This window comes from Streptomyces sp. CB01580, from assembly GCF_001905795.1.
Lineage (GTDB): Bacteria > Actinomycetota > Actinomycetes > Streptomycetales > Streptomycetaceae > Streptomyces.
This window is the reverse complement of record NZ_LIXJ01000006.1, coordinates 219,524-232,949: the sequence shown is the minus strand read 5'-3', so window position 1 is coordinate 232,949 and position 13,426 is coordinate 219,524. Positions and strand designations below refer to the sequence as shown.

The window sequence follows — 13,426 nt, the reverse complement described above, 5'->3', positions numbered from 1 at the left end:
TAGTATGCGCTGCGGCGATGGTTTCGCCGACCGTGTTCGACAGCGTTGTGGAGGCCCCTCATGCAGGCATGGCGAGTGCACCGGAACGGCGAGCCGGGCGAGGTGATGCGGCTCGAAGAGACCGGACGCCCCGTGCCCGGGGAGGGCCAGGTGCTGCTCAGGGTGCGCGCGGCGAACGTCAACTTCCCCGACGCGCTGCTCTGCCGGGGGCAGTACCAGGTGCGGCCCCCGCTGCCGTTCACACCCGGCGTGGAGATCTGCGGCGAGACGCCGGACGGGCGCCGGGTGCTCGCCACGGCGGCCCTGCCGGACGGCGGATTCGCGGACTACGCCGTCGCGGGCGCGTCGGCGCTCCTGCCGGCCCCGGCATCCCTCGACGACGCCGAGGCCGCCGCGCTGCACATCGGCTACCAGACCGGCTGGTTCGGGCTGCACCGCCGCGCCCGCCTCCAGGAGGGCGAGACCCTCCTGGTCCACGCGGCGGCCGGTGGCGTCGGCAGCGCGGCCGTCCAGCTCGGCAAGGCCGCCGGAGCCACTGTCATCGGTGTCGTCTCGGGGCCCGGGAAGGCGCGGACCGCCGCCGCGCTCGGCTGCGACCTGGTCGTCGACCGCCGCACCGAGGACATCGTCACGGCGGTCAAGGAGTTCACCGGCGGGCGCGGCGCCGATGTCGTCTACGACCCGGTCGGCGGCGACGCGTACGCCAAGTCCGTCAAGTGCGTCGCCTTCGAGGGCCGGATCGTCGTCGTCGGCTTCGCGAGCGGCGTCGTACCCGCCCCGGCCCTGAACCACGCGCTCGTCAAGAACTACTCCGTCCTCGGACTCCACTGGGGTCTCTACGCCGCCAAGGACCCGGCAGCGGTCCTCGCCTGCCACGACGAACTCTCCCGGCTCGTCGCGAAGGGCGTCGTCGAGCCGCTCGTCAGCGAACGCGTGGCGCTGTCCGGCGCGGCGGACGCCGTCCAGCGCGTCGCCGACGGTGCCACCACCGGCCGGATCGCGGTCCTCCCGGCGGGAGCGGCCCACTGACGGCCCCGGCATCCGCCGGGCGTGTCCGTACGCCGTCGCGGAACCGGTGGAACTTTCCGTGCCGTGACCGGGAGGGAGGAACGGACCGCCGGGCGGAGGGAGTTGGCGGCGCGGACGCGGTCCCTCGCCCCCTTGTCCCGTCGCCCCGGTACCGGGCACCCCTTTACCTGCTGTTTAATTGCGATTGATTTGCAATAACAGTCGATCATCAACAAGGGGTGTGCGGAGTATGACGGGCCGATCGATACGGGGAGCGGTCGCCGTGACACTGGCGACCGTGCTGGCGCTGTCCGCGGCGGCCTGCTCGAAGCCGAGCGGCCAGGACGGCGGCGGCTCCGGCTCCGGGGCGGGCGACTCGGCGGTGGTCGGCATCGCGTACGAGCCCGACAGCCTCAGCCCGCTCCTGGGCTACGGCAAGGACGGCAACTCCAAGATATTCGACGGGCTGCTCACCCTCGACGCGGACATGAAGCTGCGCCCCGCGCTGGCCACCGCCCTGCCCGAGGTGAGCGCCGACGGGCTCACGTACACCTACCGGCTCCGCAAGGGCGTGAAGTTCAGCGACGGCAAGCCGTTCGGTGCCAAGGACGTGGTCTTCACCTACCGCACCATCCTGGACCCGAGGACGAACAACGCCTCCCGCACCGAGCTCGACGCACTGAAGAGCGTCGAGGCGAGCGGCGAGGACACCGTCGTCTTCCACCTCAAGTACCCCTATGCGCCTTTTGCCCAGCGCACCGTCCTGCCCATCGCCCCCGAACACGTCGCGGCGGGGCAGGACGTCAACACCGGCGCCTTCACCACCCACCCCGTCGGCACCGGCCCCTACCTGCTCACCAAGTGGTCCAAGGGCGAGAAGCTGAGCTTCCGGGCCAACCCCGACTACTGGGGCGGCGCGCCGAAGGTGAAGAAGTTCACCATGGTGATCATCAAGGACGACGACGTGCGTGCCACCAGGCTGCGCTCCGGCGAGCTCGACGGCGCCATCCTGCCGCCCATCCTGGCCAAGGGCTTCGCCAAGGACAGCGGCACGAAGACGTACGCCGCCACCACCTACGACTACCGCAACGTGACCCTGCCCACGCACAACAAGGTCACGGGCGACACCGCGATCCGGCGCGCCCTGGACGTCGCCGTCGACCGGCAGGCCATGGTCGACTCCATCCTCAACGGCGAGGGCCGGCCCGCCCACGGTCCCGTCCCCACCGACAGCGAGTGGTTCACCAAGGGCACCGAACGCGCCCACGACCCGGCCGCCGCGAAGGAGATCCTCGACGGCGCCGGCTGGAAGCCGGGCAAGGACGGCATCCGCGTCAAGGACGGCGTGCGCGCCGCGTTCCCGCTCTGGTACCTCACCGGCGACAAGCTCCGCCAGGACCACGCCCTCGCCTACGCCTCCGACGCCAAGAAGGTCGGCATCGACATCACCACCGAGTCCGGCACCTGGGAGGTCATCGAGCCCCGGATGAAGCAGGACGCGGTCCTCGCCGGCGGCGGATCGCCCGCCGACCCCGACTTCGACCAGTACTCCCTGCTGAAGTCCTCCCTGGCGGGCGACGGCTTCAACAACATGGCCCGGTACGAGAACAAGACCATCGACCAGGCCCTCGAAGAAGGCCGCAGGAAGGGCGACAAGGCCGCCCGCAAGGCCGCCTACGACACCGTCCAGCGCGAACTGGTGAAGGACCCCGGCTACACCTTCCTCACCCACATCGACCACCTCTATGTCGTGAAGGACCGGTTCGGCGCGCTCACCACCCAGGTCGAGCCGCACGACCACGGCCTGGCCACCGGCCCGTGGTGGAACGTCGAGGACTGGACGCCCAAGAAGTGAGCCGCCGCCTCCCCTGGGGGCCGATGGGCAGGATGGCGGGACGGCGGGCACTGCTCGCCGTCCCCGTCCTCCTCGCCGTGACGTTCGGCGTCTTCGCCGTCGCCGCCGCCTCGCCCTTCGACCCGGTCAAGGCGTACGCGGGCACCGCCGGGCTCACCGCGTCGCAGGAGAACCTCGACCAGCTGCGCGCCAATCTCGGCGTCGACCAGCCACTGGTGACCCGCTGGTGGAACTGGCTGACCGCCGCGCTCCACGGCGACCTCGGCGAATCCAGCGTGATGCGCCAGCCCGTCGCCGACGTCATCGGCGAGCGCCTCGGCTGGTCCGTGCTGCTCGCCGGGACCGCCTTCCTCGTCGCCATCGTGCTCGGCACGGGCCTCGGAGTCCTGGCCGCCCGCCGCCCCGGCGGCCTGCTCGACCGGTGCGTCTCCGCGGCCGCGTACACCCTCGAAGCCGCCCCGGCGTTCTGGCTGGGACTGCTCGCCATCTGGTTCTTCGCCCTGAAACTCGGCGTGCTCCCGGCCGGCGGCCTCACCGACGCGGCCAGCGACACGGTCACCTTCGACCAGGTCGCCGGTCATCTGGTGCTTCCCGCGTCTGTGCTCGGGATCTCGCAGCTGCCGTGGTTCTTCCTCTACGTGCGCCAGGGTGTCGCCGACGCGCTCGACGAGGACCCGGTGCGCGGTGCCCGCGCCCGCGGACTGCGCGAACGCACCGTGCTCCTCGGCCACGCGCTGCGCTCCGGGATGCTGCCGATGCTCACCCTCATCGGCTCCCGCGTCCCCGAACTGATCACCGGTGCCCTGCTCGTCGAGACGGTCTTCAGCTGGCCGGGCATCGCCGCGGCCACCGTGCAGGCCGCCACCTCCGTCGACTTCCCGCTGCTGGCCGCGCTCACGGTGCTCGCCACCGCGGCGGTCGTGCTGGGCAACCTGCTGTCCGATGTGCTGTACGCGCTCGCCGACCCGAGAGTGGGCTTCGATGGCTGAGACCGTTCTCGGATCCACCCGCCGTACCAGCCGCCGTGTCCGGCTGCTGTGCTCCGCCGGGATCGTCGCCGCCGTCCTCCTCGCGGTCCTCCTCGTCCCCCCGCTGGTCCAGCTCGACCAGCAGGCCGTCGACCTCTCGGCCCGGCTCCGGCCACCGTCCTGGGAGCACCCGTTCGGCACCGACGACGTCGGTCGCGACCTGTTGCTGCGCTGCGTCTACGGGCTGCGCGTCTCGCTGCTCGTCGGCGTCGTCGCCGGCCTCACCGCCACCGTCGTCGGCACCGCCGTCGGCGCGCTCGCCGCCGCGTCCGGCGGCTGGGTCGACCGGGTCGTCATGCGGCTCGTGGACACCTTCTCGTCCGTACCGCACCTGCTGCTGGGCATCTTCATCGTGGCCATGTTCCGGCCCGGCGTCGGCCCGGTCATCGTCTCCATCGCCCTCACCCACTGGCTCTCCACCGCGCGCATCGTCCGGTCCGAGGTGCTGTCGCTGCGTTCCCGGCCGTTCATCGACGCGGCGATCTCCGGGGGCGCCTCCCGGAGCCGGGTCGTCGTGCGGCACCTGCTGCCCGCAGTGCTGCCGCAGGCCGGTCTCGCCGCGGTGCTGATGGTGCCGCACGCCATGTGGCACGAGTCCGCCCTCTCGTTCCTGGGACTGGGGCTGCCCGCGCACCAGGCGAGCCTGGGCAACCTCGTGCAGACGGCGCGCGGTTCGCTGCTCGCCGGGGACTGGTGGCCGACGCTCTTCCCCGGCCTCTTCCTGATCGTCCCGACCCTCGCCCTGGCGGGCCTCGCCGGTGCCTGGCGGGAACGGATCAACCCGCGCCGCCGATCGGAGCTGATGCTGTGACGACCACCCCGCGACCGCCGTCCCCGGACAGCGGGACCCCGGCCCCCGCGGCCCCGGTCCTCTCCGTCCGCGGGCTCTCCGTCCGCTTCCGGATGCGCGGCGGACGGCACATCGCGGCCGTCACCGACGCGCACTTCGACCTCGCGGCGGGGGAGTGCCTGGCCCTCGTCGGCGAGAGCGGCTGCGGCAAGTCCGTCCTCGCCTCCGCGCTGCTGGGACTGCTCCCCGGCAACGCGGAGACCGGGGGCTCGGCGGTCCTCCAGGAGGGCACCGACCTCCTCACCGCCGACGAGAAGACCCTCGCGCGCACGGTGCGGGGCCGCCGCGTCGGACTCGTCCCGCAGAGCCCCGCGGCCCACCTCACCCCCGTGCGCACCGTCCGGACCCAGCTGGAGGAGACCCTCCGCGAACTGACCGGCACCCGCAGGCAGGAGCTGCGCGCCGCCGCCGAACGGGCCGCCGAACGCGCCGCGTTCCCGCCCGGCCACCTGGACCGCTACCCGCACGAGCTCTCCGGCGGCCTCGCCCAGCGCGCCGCCACCGCGCTCGCCCTGATCGGCGACGCGCCCCTGCTCCTGGCCGACGAACCCACCACCGGGCTCGACCGCGACCTGGTCGAGCGGACCGTGGACGAACTGCGCCGTCACACCGACGGCGGCCGGGCGCTGCTGATCATCACCCACGACCTGGCGGCGGCCGAACGGATCGCCGACCGCGTCGCCGTCATGTACGCGGGCCGCATCGTCGAGATCGCCGACGCCGGAGGGTTCTTCGGGAAGCCCGGGCCACGCCACCCGTACGCCCGCGGGCTCCTCGACGCGCTGCCGGAACGCGCCTTCCTCCCCATCCCCGGAATGCCGCCGGAGCTCGGGGCGCTCCCCGACGGCTGCGCGTTCGCGGCCCGCTGCCCGCGCGTCGACGACCGGTGCTCCGTACCACCCCCGTTCGACGGCCGTCTCGCCTGCCACCACGGTGCGCCGGCGCACGCGCAGGAGTCCGCCCGTGCTTGAACTGACCCGTATCACCGCCGGGTACGACCGTCGTACCCCCGTGGTCCGTGACGCCTCGCTGGCCATCGAGCCGGGGGAGTCCGTCGGGCTCCTCGGTCCCAGCGGCTGCGGCAAGTCCACCCTGGCCAAGGTGGCCGCCCTGCTGCACCGGCCGGACGCGGGCACGCTCACCCTCGACGGCCGGCCGGTACGCGGCTGGCGGCACCGGGCCCCGAGGGAACAGCGCACCGCCGTCGGCGTCGTCTTCCAGCAGCCCCGGCTCTCCGCCGATCCCCGGCTCAGCCTGCGCGAACTCATCGCCCAGCCGCTGCGGGCCACCGGCCGGCGCGCCGAGGTGGCGGACCGGGTGGCGGAACTCGCCCCGGCCGTCGGGCTCACCGCCGAACTGCTGGGCCGCCGCCCCCACGAGGTGAGCGACGGACAACTGCAGCGCGCCTGTCTCGCCCGGGCGTTGGTGCTGCGCCCGCGCTGGCTCATCTGCGACGAGATGACGGCGATGCTCGACGCGTCGACGACCGCCGCACTGGTTGCGGTCGTCGAGGCGTACCGGCACGAGTCGGGCGCCGGACTGCTGGCCGTGGGCCACGACCGGGTCCTGCTGGAACGCTGGTGCGATCGCACGGTCGGCTGGCCGGAGATCTGCGGGTCCGGCCCGGGGACCCCCGCACCCCGGGAGGGCGCGCGCCGGGCGGGATGAGCGAGGACCGCGCCCGCGGGACCGCCGCCGTGACGAGGCCGTCGGCTCCCCGTCGACCCCGCGCGCAGAGCGGTCGGGCCGGGGAGGAACCAGCGGCCGGCCGCCTCGACACCGATGACCCGCGGACCCGGAGCACTCCCTGCGCACGCCCGACGCGGGCACCCGCAGCGACGGGACCGGCCCCGGCGGCCGTTCCGGCGCGCCGGGGCCGGTACGTGACAGCCGGACAACACCCGGATGGCGGACACGCCAGTCCACCGGACGGCCTCCCCGCTACGCCACACTGGCGGCCGAATGCCGCATTCCGGCGCGGCGGAGGAGGTTGGCCATGGCCATTTCGATCTCACTGGTGCTGCTTCTGCTGATCCTCGCGGTGATCTTCCTCCGCAACGGGGGGCTGAAGGTCTCGCACGCGCTGGTCTGCGCCCTGCTCGGGTTCTTCCTCGCGGGCACGAGCATGGCGCCGACCATCCAGGACGGCCTGACGGCCACGGCCGACGTCGTCAGCAGCCTGGGCCCCTGACGCCGACGGTCCTTCGGCGACCACGTCGCCCCGGCCGTGCCGGCCGGTCGTGCGGCGCGCCGTGCGCTCACCCTGCGGCGCGCACCTGCGGGGAACGCAGCCAGGCGACGAGCAGGCGGTTAACCTCCGCGGCACGTTCCTGCTGGAGCCAGTGTCCGCAGCCCGGCAGGATGTGGGAGGAGACCAGGCCGGGGAGCGTGGTGGGGAAGGCGGCGATCGCCTCGGCCGACCAACCGGTCGACGGGTCGAGTTCACCGCCGATGAAGAGGGACGGCGGGGTGAGCGGCGCCCCGTCCAGGCCGGCGAGGTCCTCCCAGTCCCGGTCGACGTTGCGGTACCGGTTCAGCGCACCCGTCAGCCCGGTCCGCTCGAACTCCGCCGCGTAGAAGTCCAGATCGGCCTCGCTCAGCCAGGAGGGGAGCACCCCGGCGGGGAACCGGTCACGCATCCGCGCCCCCGGCGGCACGAGGAAGGGACTGTCCGCCCCGGATGGCGGCATCGTGTCGGCGGAGAGCGCGGCGTAGAACCCGGCCAGCCATCCGCGCACATCGGGCTCGATCTCCGCCTCGGCCCGTCCCGGTGCCTGGAAGTAGCCGACGTAGAACTCGTCGGCGCCGCCGATGCGGGCGAACACCTCGGTCGGCCGGGGGCCGCTCCTCGGGGCGTACGGGACGCCGAGCAGCCCCACGGAGGTGAACACGTCGGGCCTCAGCAGCGCGCTGCCGGACGCGATGCCCGCCCCCCAGTCGTGGCCCACGATCGTCGCGGTCCGCTCTCCGAGCGCCCGTACCACCCCGACGTTGTCGGAGACGTGGGCGGGCATCCGGTACGCCTCCGCCTCCCCGGGGCCGGACGAACGGCCGTACCCGCGGACATCGATCGCGACCGCGCGGAAACCCGCCGCGGCGAGTGCCGGAAGCTGATGGCGCCACGAATACCACGACTCGGGAAAGCCGTGCACCAGCAGAACCAGGGGGCCACTGCCCTGTTCGACCAGATGGATGCGGCCGCCGGGCACCTCCACCAGCCGGTGGACGGCGGCCGACGGAGCGGGGATGGGCAGGTCGGTGGACGGCACGGTTCTCTCCTCGCAGACGTGGGCGGCGGCGGTCCGGCCGTGGGCGCTGGGCACCCGAGCGCGCCGGTGCCGCCGATGCCACGATCATTCGGCCGTGCCCGCCGCGGCCACAAGGATCCTTGCCGTTGTGGCAAACGCCGGCACGGGGTGCCGTCTCCCGGCGCGCCGCGCGCTCACGGACCGACGAGCCGGGAACGGATCAGGAAGCGCACCCCCTCCGGAGCCTCCAGCGAGAATCCGCTGCCCCGTCCCTCCACCACGTCGACGATCAGCCGGGTGTGCGCCCACACCTCGAACTGACTCCGCGAGATCCAGAACGGGATGCTCTCCGGCACCCCGTCGACGCGGAGGGAGGCCAGCAGCACATCGGAGCCACCCGTACGGAACTCGCCGTCCCGATAGCACATGGGCGCGCTGCCGTCGCAGCAGCCGCCCGACTGATGGAACATCAACGGGCCGTGGGCCGCGCGCAGCAGTCGCAGCAACTCGGCCGCCGCGGGGGTGAGCTCCACGGCCGCCGCCCCGGCCGCGCTCACCGCGGCGTCCCGGGACCGGGAAACGCCGGTGCGCGCCGGGACGGCGGCCGACTTCTCGTCGTCTGCCACCGGCTCGTACTGATCCGGTCCATGTCGTGTCGGTCCATGTGCGTGTCCCTCCACCTCTGCGCGGGAAACGGGGCGCGGGCGCGACGGCCGTGGGTCTCCCGGCCCGTCCCCGCCCACGCGGCACGGTCCCGGGCCGACCCCGGTGTCACCGTACTTCAGGGGCGGGCCGGGGCCGAGGCCCGTGCGACGGTCCCGGCCCCGGCCCGGGAAGACCGTCCGCGCGAACGTACGGGCCACCCGCGCGGGCCGGTGCCGCACGCCGCGCGCGACGCCGCGGCCGGTGCCGCACACGGCGTGGCGCGCGGCGTGCGGCAGAACCGAACCGGCCATTTCGAGTTGCCCGCCGCGCCCCGACCCCACCGGACCGCCCTGGGGCGGCCGTCGGCGCGGGGACCGGACCGGCCGGAAGCGGGGCGCCGACGGTACGTCAAGCGCGGTTCTCGCCAACAGCGGTGGGGCCCGCGCGGAGCGGCATGGTGACAGCGGGGCGGGCCCGCTTAGTGTCTGAGGTCGCACAGCGAAGGCATCCCGGCCGGACCACCGGAAGGGCCGACGACCCATCGCACGGGGGGAAGCAGTGACACCTGTCCAACCTGTCCTCGCGCGGGCCATCCATCGCACTCCCTTACTCCTCCTGGACGTCGCCCACCGGGGCCGGGTTCGGCGTCTGGGACTGAAGCTGGAGGAACACGGCCCCACCGGATCGGTGAAGGACCGCAGCGCCGTGGCCCTCCTGCGGGCGCTGCACGACGAACGGCCGCTCACCCCGGGCACGGTGGTGGTGGAATCCACCTCCGGCAACCTCGGCCTCGCCCTGGCCCGGCTGCTGCCGGCCATCGACTGCGTGTTCCTGGCCGTGGTCGACCTGAAGACCCCGCACACCACCCTCCGCACGCTCACCGAGCGCGGCGCACGCACCATCGTCGTCGACGAACCGGACGGCCAGGGCGGATACCTGCTGACCCGGCTGCGCACGGTCCGTGAACTGTGCGCGCGCCACCCCGCGTACCGCTGGCCCAACCAGTACGAGAACCCCGCCGCGCCCGACATGCACCGCCGCACCACCGGCCCCGAGATCACCGAGCAGGCCGGCCCCCTCCTCGGCGCGGTCTACGTACCGGTCTCCACCGGCGGCACCCTCGCCGGTATCGGCGCCCACCTGCGGCAACGCCGCCCGGACGTCGCCGTCGTCGCCGTGGACGTCACCGGCTCCACGGCCGTCTCGGGCAGCACCGGGCGCCGCCTGATCCCCGGCATAGGAGCCAGCCGGCCCTCCGCACTGCTGAAGGGGCCGGACAGCTACGACCGCGCCGTACGCGTCGACGACATCGAGGCGATCGCCGTCTGCCGGATCCTCGCCGAGGACACGGGACTCGTGCTCGGTGGCTCCAGCGGTTGCGCCGTGCGCGCGCTGCTCAGCGACCAGGACGACGGTCACGCCGACGACCGGATCGCGGTCTGCCTGGCCGCCGACGGCGGCGTGAAGTACCGCGACACCCTCTACTCCGACGACTGGGCGGGCGAGCGGGGCATCGTGAAGGAGATCGCCGCGGCCATGGAACGGCTGCGCCGCGAGGGCCTCTTCTTCGACAGGAAGCACCAGGAGCACTGACCATGGGCACGAGCACCACCACTCCCGCCCGGCAGGCGCAGGACACCGGCTACCGGCAGTTCCTGCCGCTGGTCCAGGGCGCCACGCTGATCGAGTGGACCGGTACGGGACTGTTCCTCGCGGTCTCGACCATCTACTTCGTCAAGGTCGCCCATCTCAGCACCTCCTCCGTCGGCGCCGGGCTGACGATCGGCGGCGCCGTCGCCGTCGCCGCCGCCGTCCCCATCGCGCGGCTGGCCGGGCGATGGGGACCGAAACCGGTGCTGATCGGGGTGATGCTGCTGCGCGCCCTGGCCACGATCGGATATCTGTGGGTGGACGGCTGGTGGAGCTTCCTCGTCGTGGTCGCCCTCGTCGCCGTCACCGAGCAGTCCTCGCCCCCGCTCGTGCAGTCGTACGTCGGCGCCCGGGCCCCCGAGAGCCTGCGCGCCAAGGTGATGGCCGTGCAGCGCACCGTCGTCAACCTCGGCATCAGCCTGGGCGGACTGATCGCCGGGGCCGCGCTCGGCTCCGGCGCGCCGGGCGCCTTCCGGCCGTTGCTCATCGGCGGCGCCGTCGCCTACGTCGTGGTCGCCGGGGTGTACGCCACCGCACGGGCGGAGGAGGCCGCGGCCACCGCCGGCAGCGCCCGGGTCGCCCCGCTCCTCAAGGACCGCGCGCTGCTCGGGTTCACCGCCTACAACGCGCTGGTGTCGCTGTGGATGCCGGTCCTCAACGTGGCGTTCCCGCTGTGGCTCGTCACCGAGACCGACGTACCGGAGCGCTATGTCGGCATCCTGTACGCCGTCAACACCGTGCTGTGCATCGCCCTCCAGTACCCGCTCAACCGCTGCTACGGCACCACCCGCCGGGCGTGGTACTCGTACGCGGCCGCGGCCCTGCTGCTCGCCCTCGGCGCCCTGGCCTTCGCCGCCGCGCCCGGCTTCGGCCGCACACCGGCCCTGCTGGTGCTCGGCGGCGCGGTCGTCCTTCTGACCTTCGCCGAACTGCTCCAGGTCGGTGCCTCGTGGACGCTGTCCTTCGAGCTGGCACCGCAGGGGGCGCGCAGTGCCTACCTGGTGCTGTTCAACACCAGCCGCACCGTCGCCAACCGCGTCGCCGGTCCGGTGCTCATGACCGGCGTCGTCCTCGCCCTCGGCACGGCCGGCTGGATCGCGCTCGCCTGCGTGCTGCTGCTCGGCGCGCTCGTCCCCTTCGCGGTGCTGCGCGGACCGCGCGCCACCGCCGGCTGAACCACCCCCGCACGCCTTTCCTCGTCAGTATCGGACCTCACGCCAAGGAGCCCCGCCCACCATGGACTTCGAGCACTATCCCGACAGCTGTTTCCGCTATCTGACCCGTGCGGACGTCATCGAGGCCGCCCGCGGCGTCGACATCGTGACGGCGGTGGCCGAGGCGCTCACCCTGCACTCCGCCGGACAGTCGGTCCTGCCCGAGGAGGCGTACCTCGGCTGGACCACCCCGGACGGCGACCAGGCCCGGCTGCTGGCCATGCCCGGCGCGCTCGTCCAGGACGGCCGGCCGCCGGTCATCGGCATGAAGACCATCAACGCCTCGATCGGGAACCCCGGCCGCGGCATACCGCGCTCCCAGGGCTTCACACTGCTCCTGGACCCGGAGACCGCCCGCCCCCGCGCACTCATGGAGGCCGCGTACATCAGCGCGATGCGCACCGCGGCGGTCACCGCCCTCGCCGTCCGCCATCTGGCGGTGCCGGAGCCGCGCTCACTGGCGCTGATCGGCTGCGGGGCACTCGCCCAGGCACACGTGGCGCTGCTGCTGGAGACCGTGCCCACCCTGCGGCGGATCGCCCTGTACGACCTGGCGCCCGAGCGTGCGAAGGCCGTCGCCGCGTACATCGACTCGCTCCCCGGGGCCGCGGGCATCGAGACCGTGCTCGCCGAGGATCCGCGCGAGGCCGTGCGGGACGCCGAACTCGTCGTGCCCGTCACCACGGTGACCGAGGGCTACATCGAGCCCGACTGGCTGAGGCCGGGCGCCCTGGTGTGCCACGTGTCGCTCGACGACCTCACCGAGGCGGCCGTGCTCGCCGCCGGCACCGTGATCGTCGACGACTGGAGCCTGGTCCGCGACGACCCGCGCCGGCTGCTGGGGCGCATGCACCGGGCCGGCACCCTGCTCGGCCCCGACGGCACCCCGCGCGAGGGCGTCACCGCGCGCTCCGGCGCCCGCCGAGTCGACGGCACCCTCGGCGACGTGCTGACCGGCCGTCACCCGGGCCGCCGCGACCCGGAGGAGACCGTGATCAGCAATCCGTTCGGCATGTCGATCCTCGACGTGGCCGTCGCCGACAGCGTCCTCGCCCGTGCCGAAGCCGTCGGCGTGGGTGCCCGGCTCACGCTCTGAAGGGGATCCGCATGACGATCGACCGGAACGTCCAGGAGATCAACCGCACCATGTGGTCGTACGGCGAGTACCGGCACGTCGCCGACCTGCTGCGGCCCGGGGCCGACGAACTCGTGGACCGGCTCGCCCCCGCACCGGGCACCCGCCACCTCGACGTCGCCACCGGCAACGGGAACGTCGCCCTGCTGACCGCCCTGCGCGGCTGCATCGTCACCGGCCTCGACCTCACCGACGAGTTCTTCCCCGACGCCCGCGAACGGTTCGCGCAGGCCGGTGCCGAGGTGGAGCTGCATCGCGGCGACGCCCAGGAACTCCCCTTCCCCGATGCCTCGTTCGACCTGGTCACCTCCACCTACGGGATCCAGTTCGCGCCCGACCACGCCGCCTCGTCGGGCGAGATGGCCCGGGTGCTGCGGCCCGGCGGCCGGATCGGCATGTGCAACTGGACGGCACGCAGCTGGACCGCCCACTTCCAGGAGATCCTCTCCGCCTACTTCCCCTCGCCCAACGGGCACCAGGGACAGCCCATGCTGTGGGGCTCCCCGGACTACCTTGCCGAACTGCTCGGCCCCGAGTTCACCGTCACCGCCGAACGCCGGGAACTCTTCTACCCGTTCGCCACCGCCGAGGACCTGGTCGCCTTCTTCGAGAACTGCTTCGGCCCCTGCATCGCGGCCAGGAACACCATCTCGCCGCCCTCGCGCTGGAAGGAACTGCGGGCGGAGATGGCCGAGATGACCGAGGGCTTCCACACCACCGACGCACGCGGCACGGGCGTGCCCGTCGAATACCTGCTCGTCGTCGCCGAGAAGAAGGGGGCCAGGTGACCGGC

13 protein-coding genes are annotated in these 13,426 nt (G+C 73.3%); 11 read left to right on the top strand and 2 right to left on the bottom strand.

Features of this window, described 5'->3' with window-relative positions:
* Positions 1-60: 60 nt before the first annotated feature.
* From AMK22_RS12580 to AMK22_RS12550, 7 genes are all read left to right on the top strand, one after another.
* Complete coding sequence (locus AMK22_RS12580) at positions 61-1,029, top strand: NADPH:quinone oxidoreductase family protein (RefSeq protein WP_073784355.1); 969 nt, start codon at positions 61-63, stop codon at positions 1,027-1,029.
* 229 nt (positions 1,030-1,258) lie between these two features.
* The gene (locus tag AMK22_RS12575) at positions 1,259-2,863 is read left to right on the top strand and encodes an ABC transporter substrate-binding protein (RefSeq protein ID WP_073784353.1); all 1,605 of its coding nucleotides are present in this window, start codon (positions 1,259-1,261) and stop codon (positions 2,861-2,863) included.
* Positions 2,864-2,886: 23 nt separating this feature from the next.
* On the top strand, positions 2,887-3,852 hold the full coding sequence (locus tag AMK22_RS12570; RefSeq protein ID WP_199883205.1) for an ABC transporter permease: 966 nt from the start codon (positions 2,887-2,889) through the stop codon (positions 3,850-3,852).
* On the top strand, positions 3,845-4,702 hold the full coding sequence (locus AMK22_RS12565) for an ABC transporter permease (protein WP_073784349.1): 858 nt from the start codon (positions 3,845-3,847) through the stop codon (positions 4,700-4,702). The genes AMK22_RS12570 and AMK22_RS12565 overlap by 8 nt, the downstream gene beginning before the upstream one ends.
* Positions 4,703-4,794: 92 nt before the next feature.
* A complete protein-coding gene (locus AMK22_RS12560; protein WP_079186123.1) occupies positions 4,795-5,712 on the top strand; it encodes an oligopeptide/dipeptide ABC transporter ATP-binding protein in 918 nt (305 codons plus the stop codon).
* Positions 5,705-6,409, top strand: a complete 705-nt coding sequence (locus AMK22_RS12555; protein ID WP_073784345.1) for an ABC transporter ATP-binding protein — start codon at positions 5,705-5,707, stop codon at positions 6,407-6,409. The genes AMK22_RS12560 and AMK22_RS12555 overlap by 8 nt, the downstream gene beginning before the upstream one ends.
* Positions 6,410-6,737: 328 nt before the next feature.
* The gene (locus AMK22_RS12550) at positions 6,738-6,932 is read left to right on the top strand and encodes a hypothetical protein (protein ID WP_073784343.1); all 195 of its coding nucleotides are present in this window, start codon (positions 6,738-6,740) and stop codon (positions 6,930-6,932) included.
* Between the two features lie 67 nt (positions 6,933-6,999).
* Here the strand turns inward: AMK22_RS12550 and AMK22_RS12545 are convergent, their stop codons facing one another.
* Together AMK22_RS12545 and AMK22_RS12540 are read right to left on the bottom strand one after the other, a co-directional pair.
* Positions 7,000-8,010, bottom strand: a complete 1,011-nt coding sequence (locus AMK22_RS12545) for an alpha/beta fold hydrolase (RefSeq protein ID WP_073784485.1) — start codon at positions 8,008-8,010, stop codon at positions 7,000-7,002.
* A gap of 173 nt (positions 8,011-8,183) precedes the next feature.
* On the bottom strand, positions 8,184-8,522 hold the full coding sequence (locus AMK22_RS12540) for a DUF779 domain-containing protein (protein WP_079186122.1): 339 nt from the start codon (positions 8,520-8,522) through the stop codon (positions 8,184-8,186).
* A 670-nt stretch (positions 8,523-9,192) separates the two neighbouring features.
* On the opposite strand from AMK22_RS12540, the gene AMK22_RS12535 reads away from it, so the two are divergent.
* From AMK22_RS12535 to AMK22_RS12520, 4 genes are all read left to right on the top strand, one after another.
* Positions 9,193-10,227: a pyridoxal-phosphate dependent enzyme gene (locus AMK22_RS12535; RefSeq protein WP_073784342.1), complete on the top strand. Its 1,035-nt coding sequence runs from the start codon at positions 9,193-9,195 to the stop codon at positions 10,225-10,227.
* A gap of 2 nt (positions 10,228-10,229) precedes the next feature.
* A complete protein-coding gene (locus AMK22_RS12530; protein ID WP_073784340.1) occupies positions 10,230-11,459 on the top strand; it encodes an MFS transporter in 1,230 nt (409 codons plus the stop codon).
* 61 nt (positions 11,460-11,520) lie between these two features.
* Complete coding sequence (locus AMK22_RS12525) at positions 11,521-12,594, top strand: ornithine cyclodeaminase family protein (RefSeq protein WP_073784338.1); 1,074 nt, start codon at positions 11,521-11,523, stop codon at positions 12,592-12,594.
* An 11-nt stretch (positions 12,595-12,605) separates the two neighbouring features.
* Positions 12,606-13,421 carry a class I SAM-dependent methyltransferase gene (locus AMK22_RS12520; protein ID WP_073784336.1) on the top strand — a complete coding sequence of 272 codons (816 nt, stop codon included), beginning with the start codon at positions 12,606-12,608 and terminating at the stop codon, positions 13,419-13,421.
* The last annotated feature ends 5 nt before the right edge of the window (positions 13,422-13,426 follow it).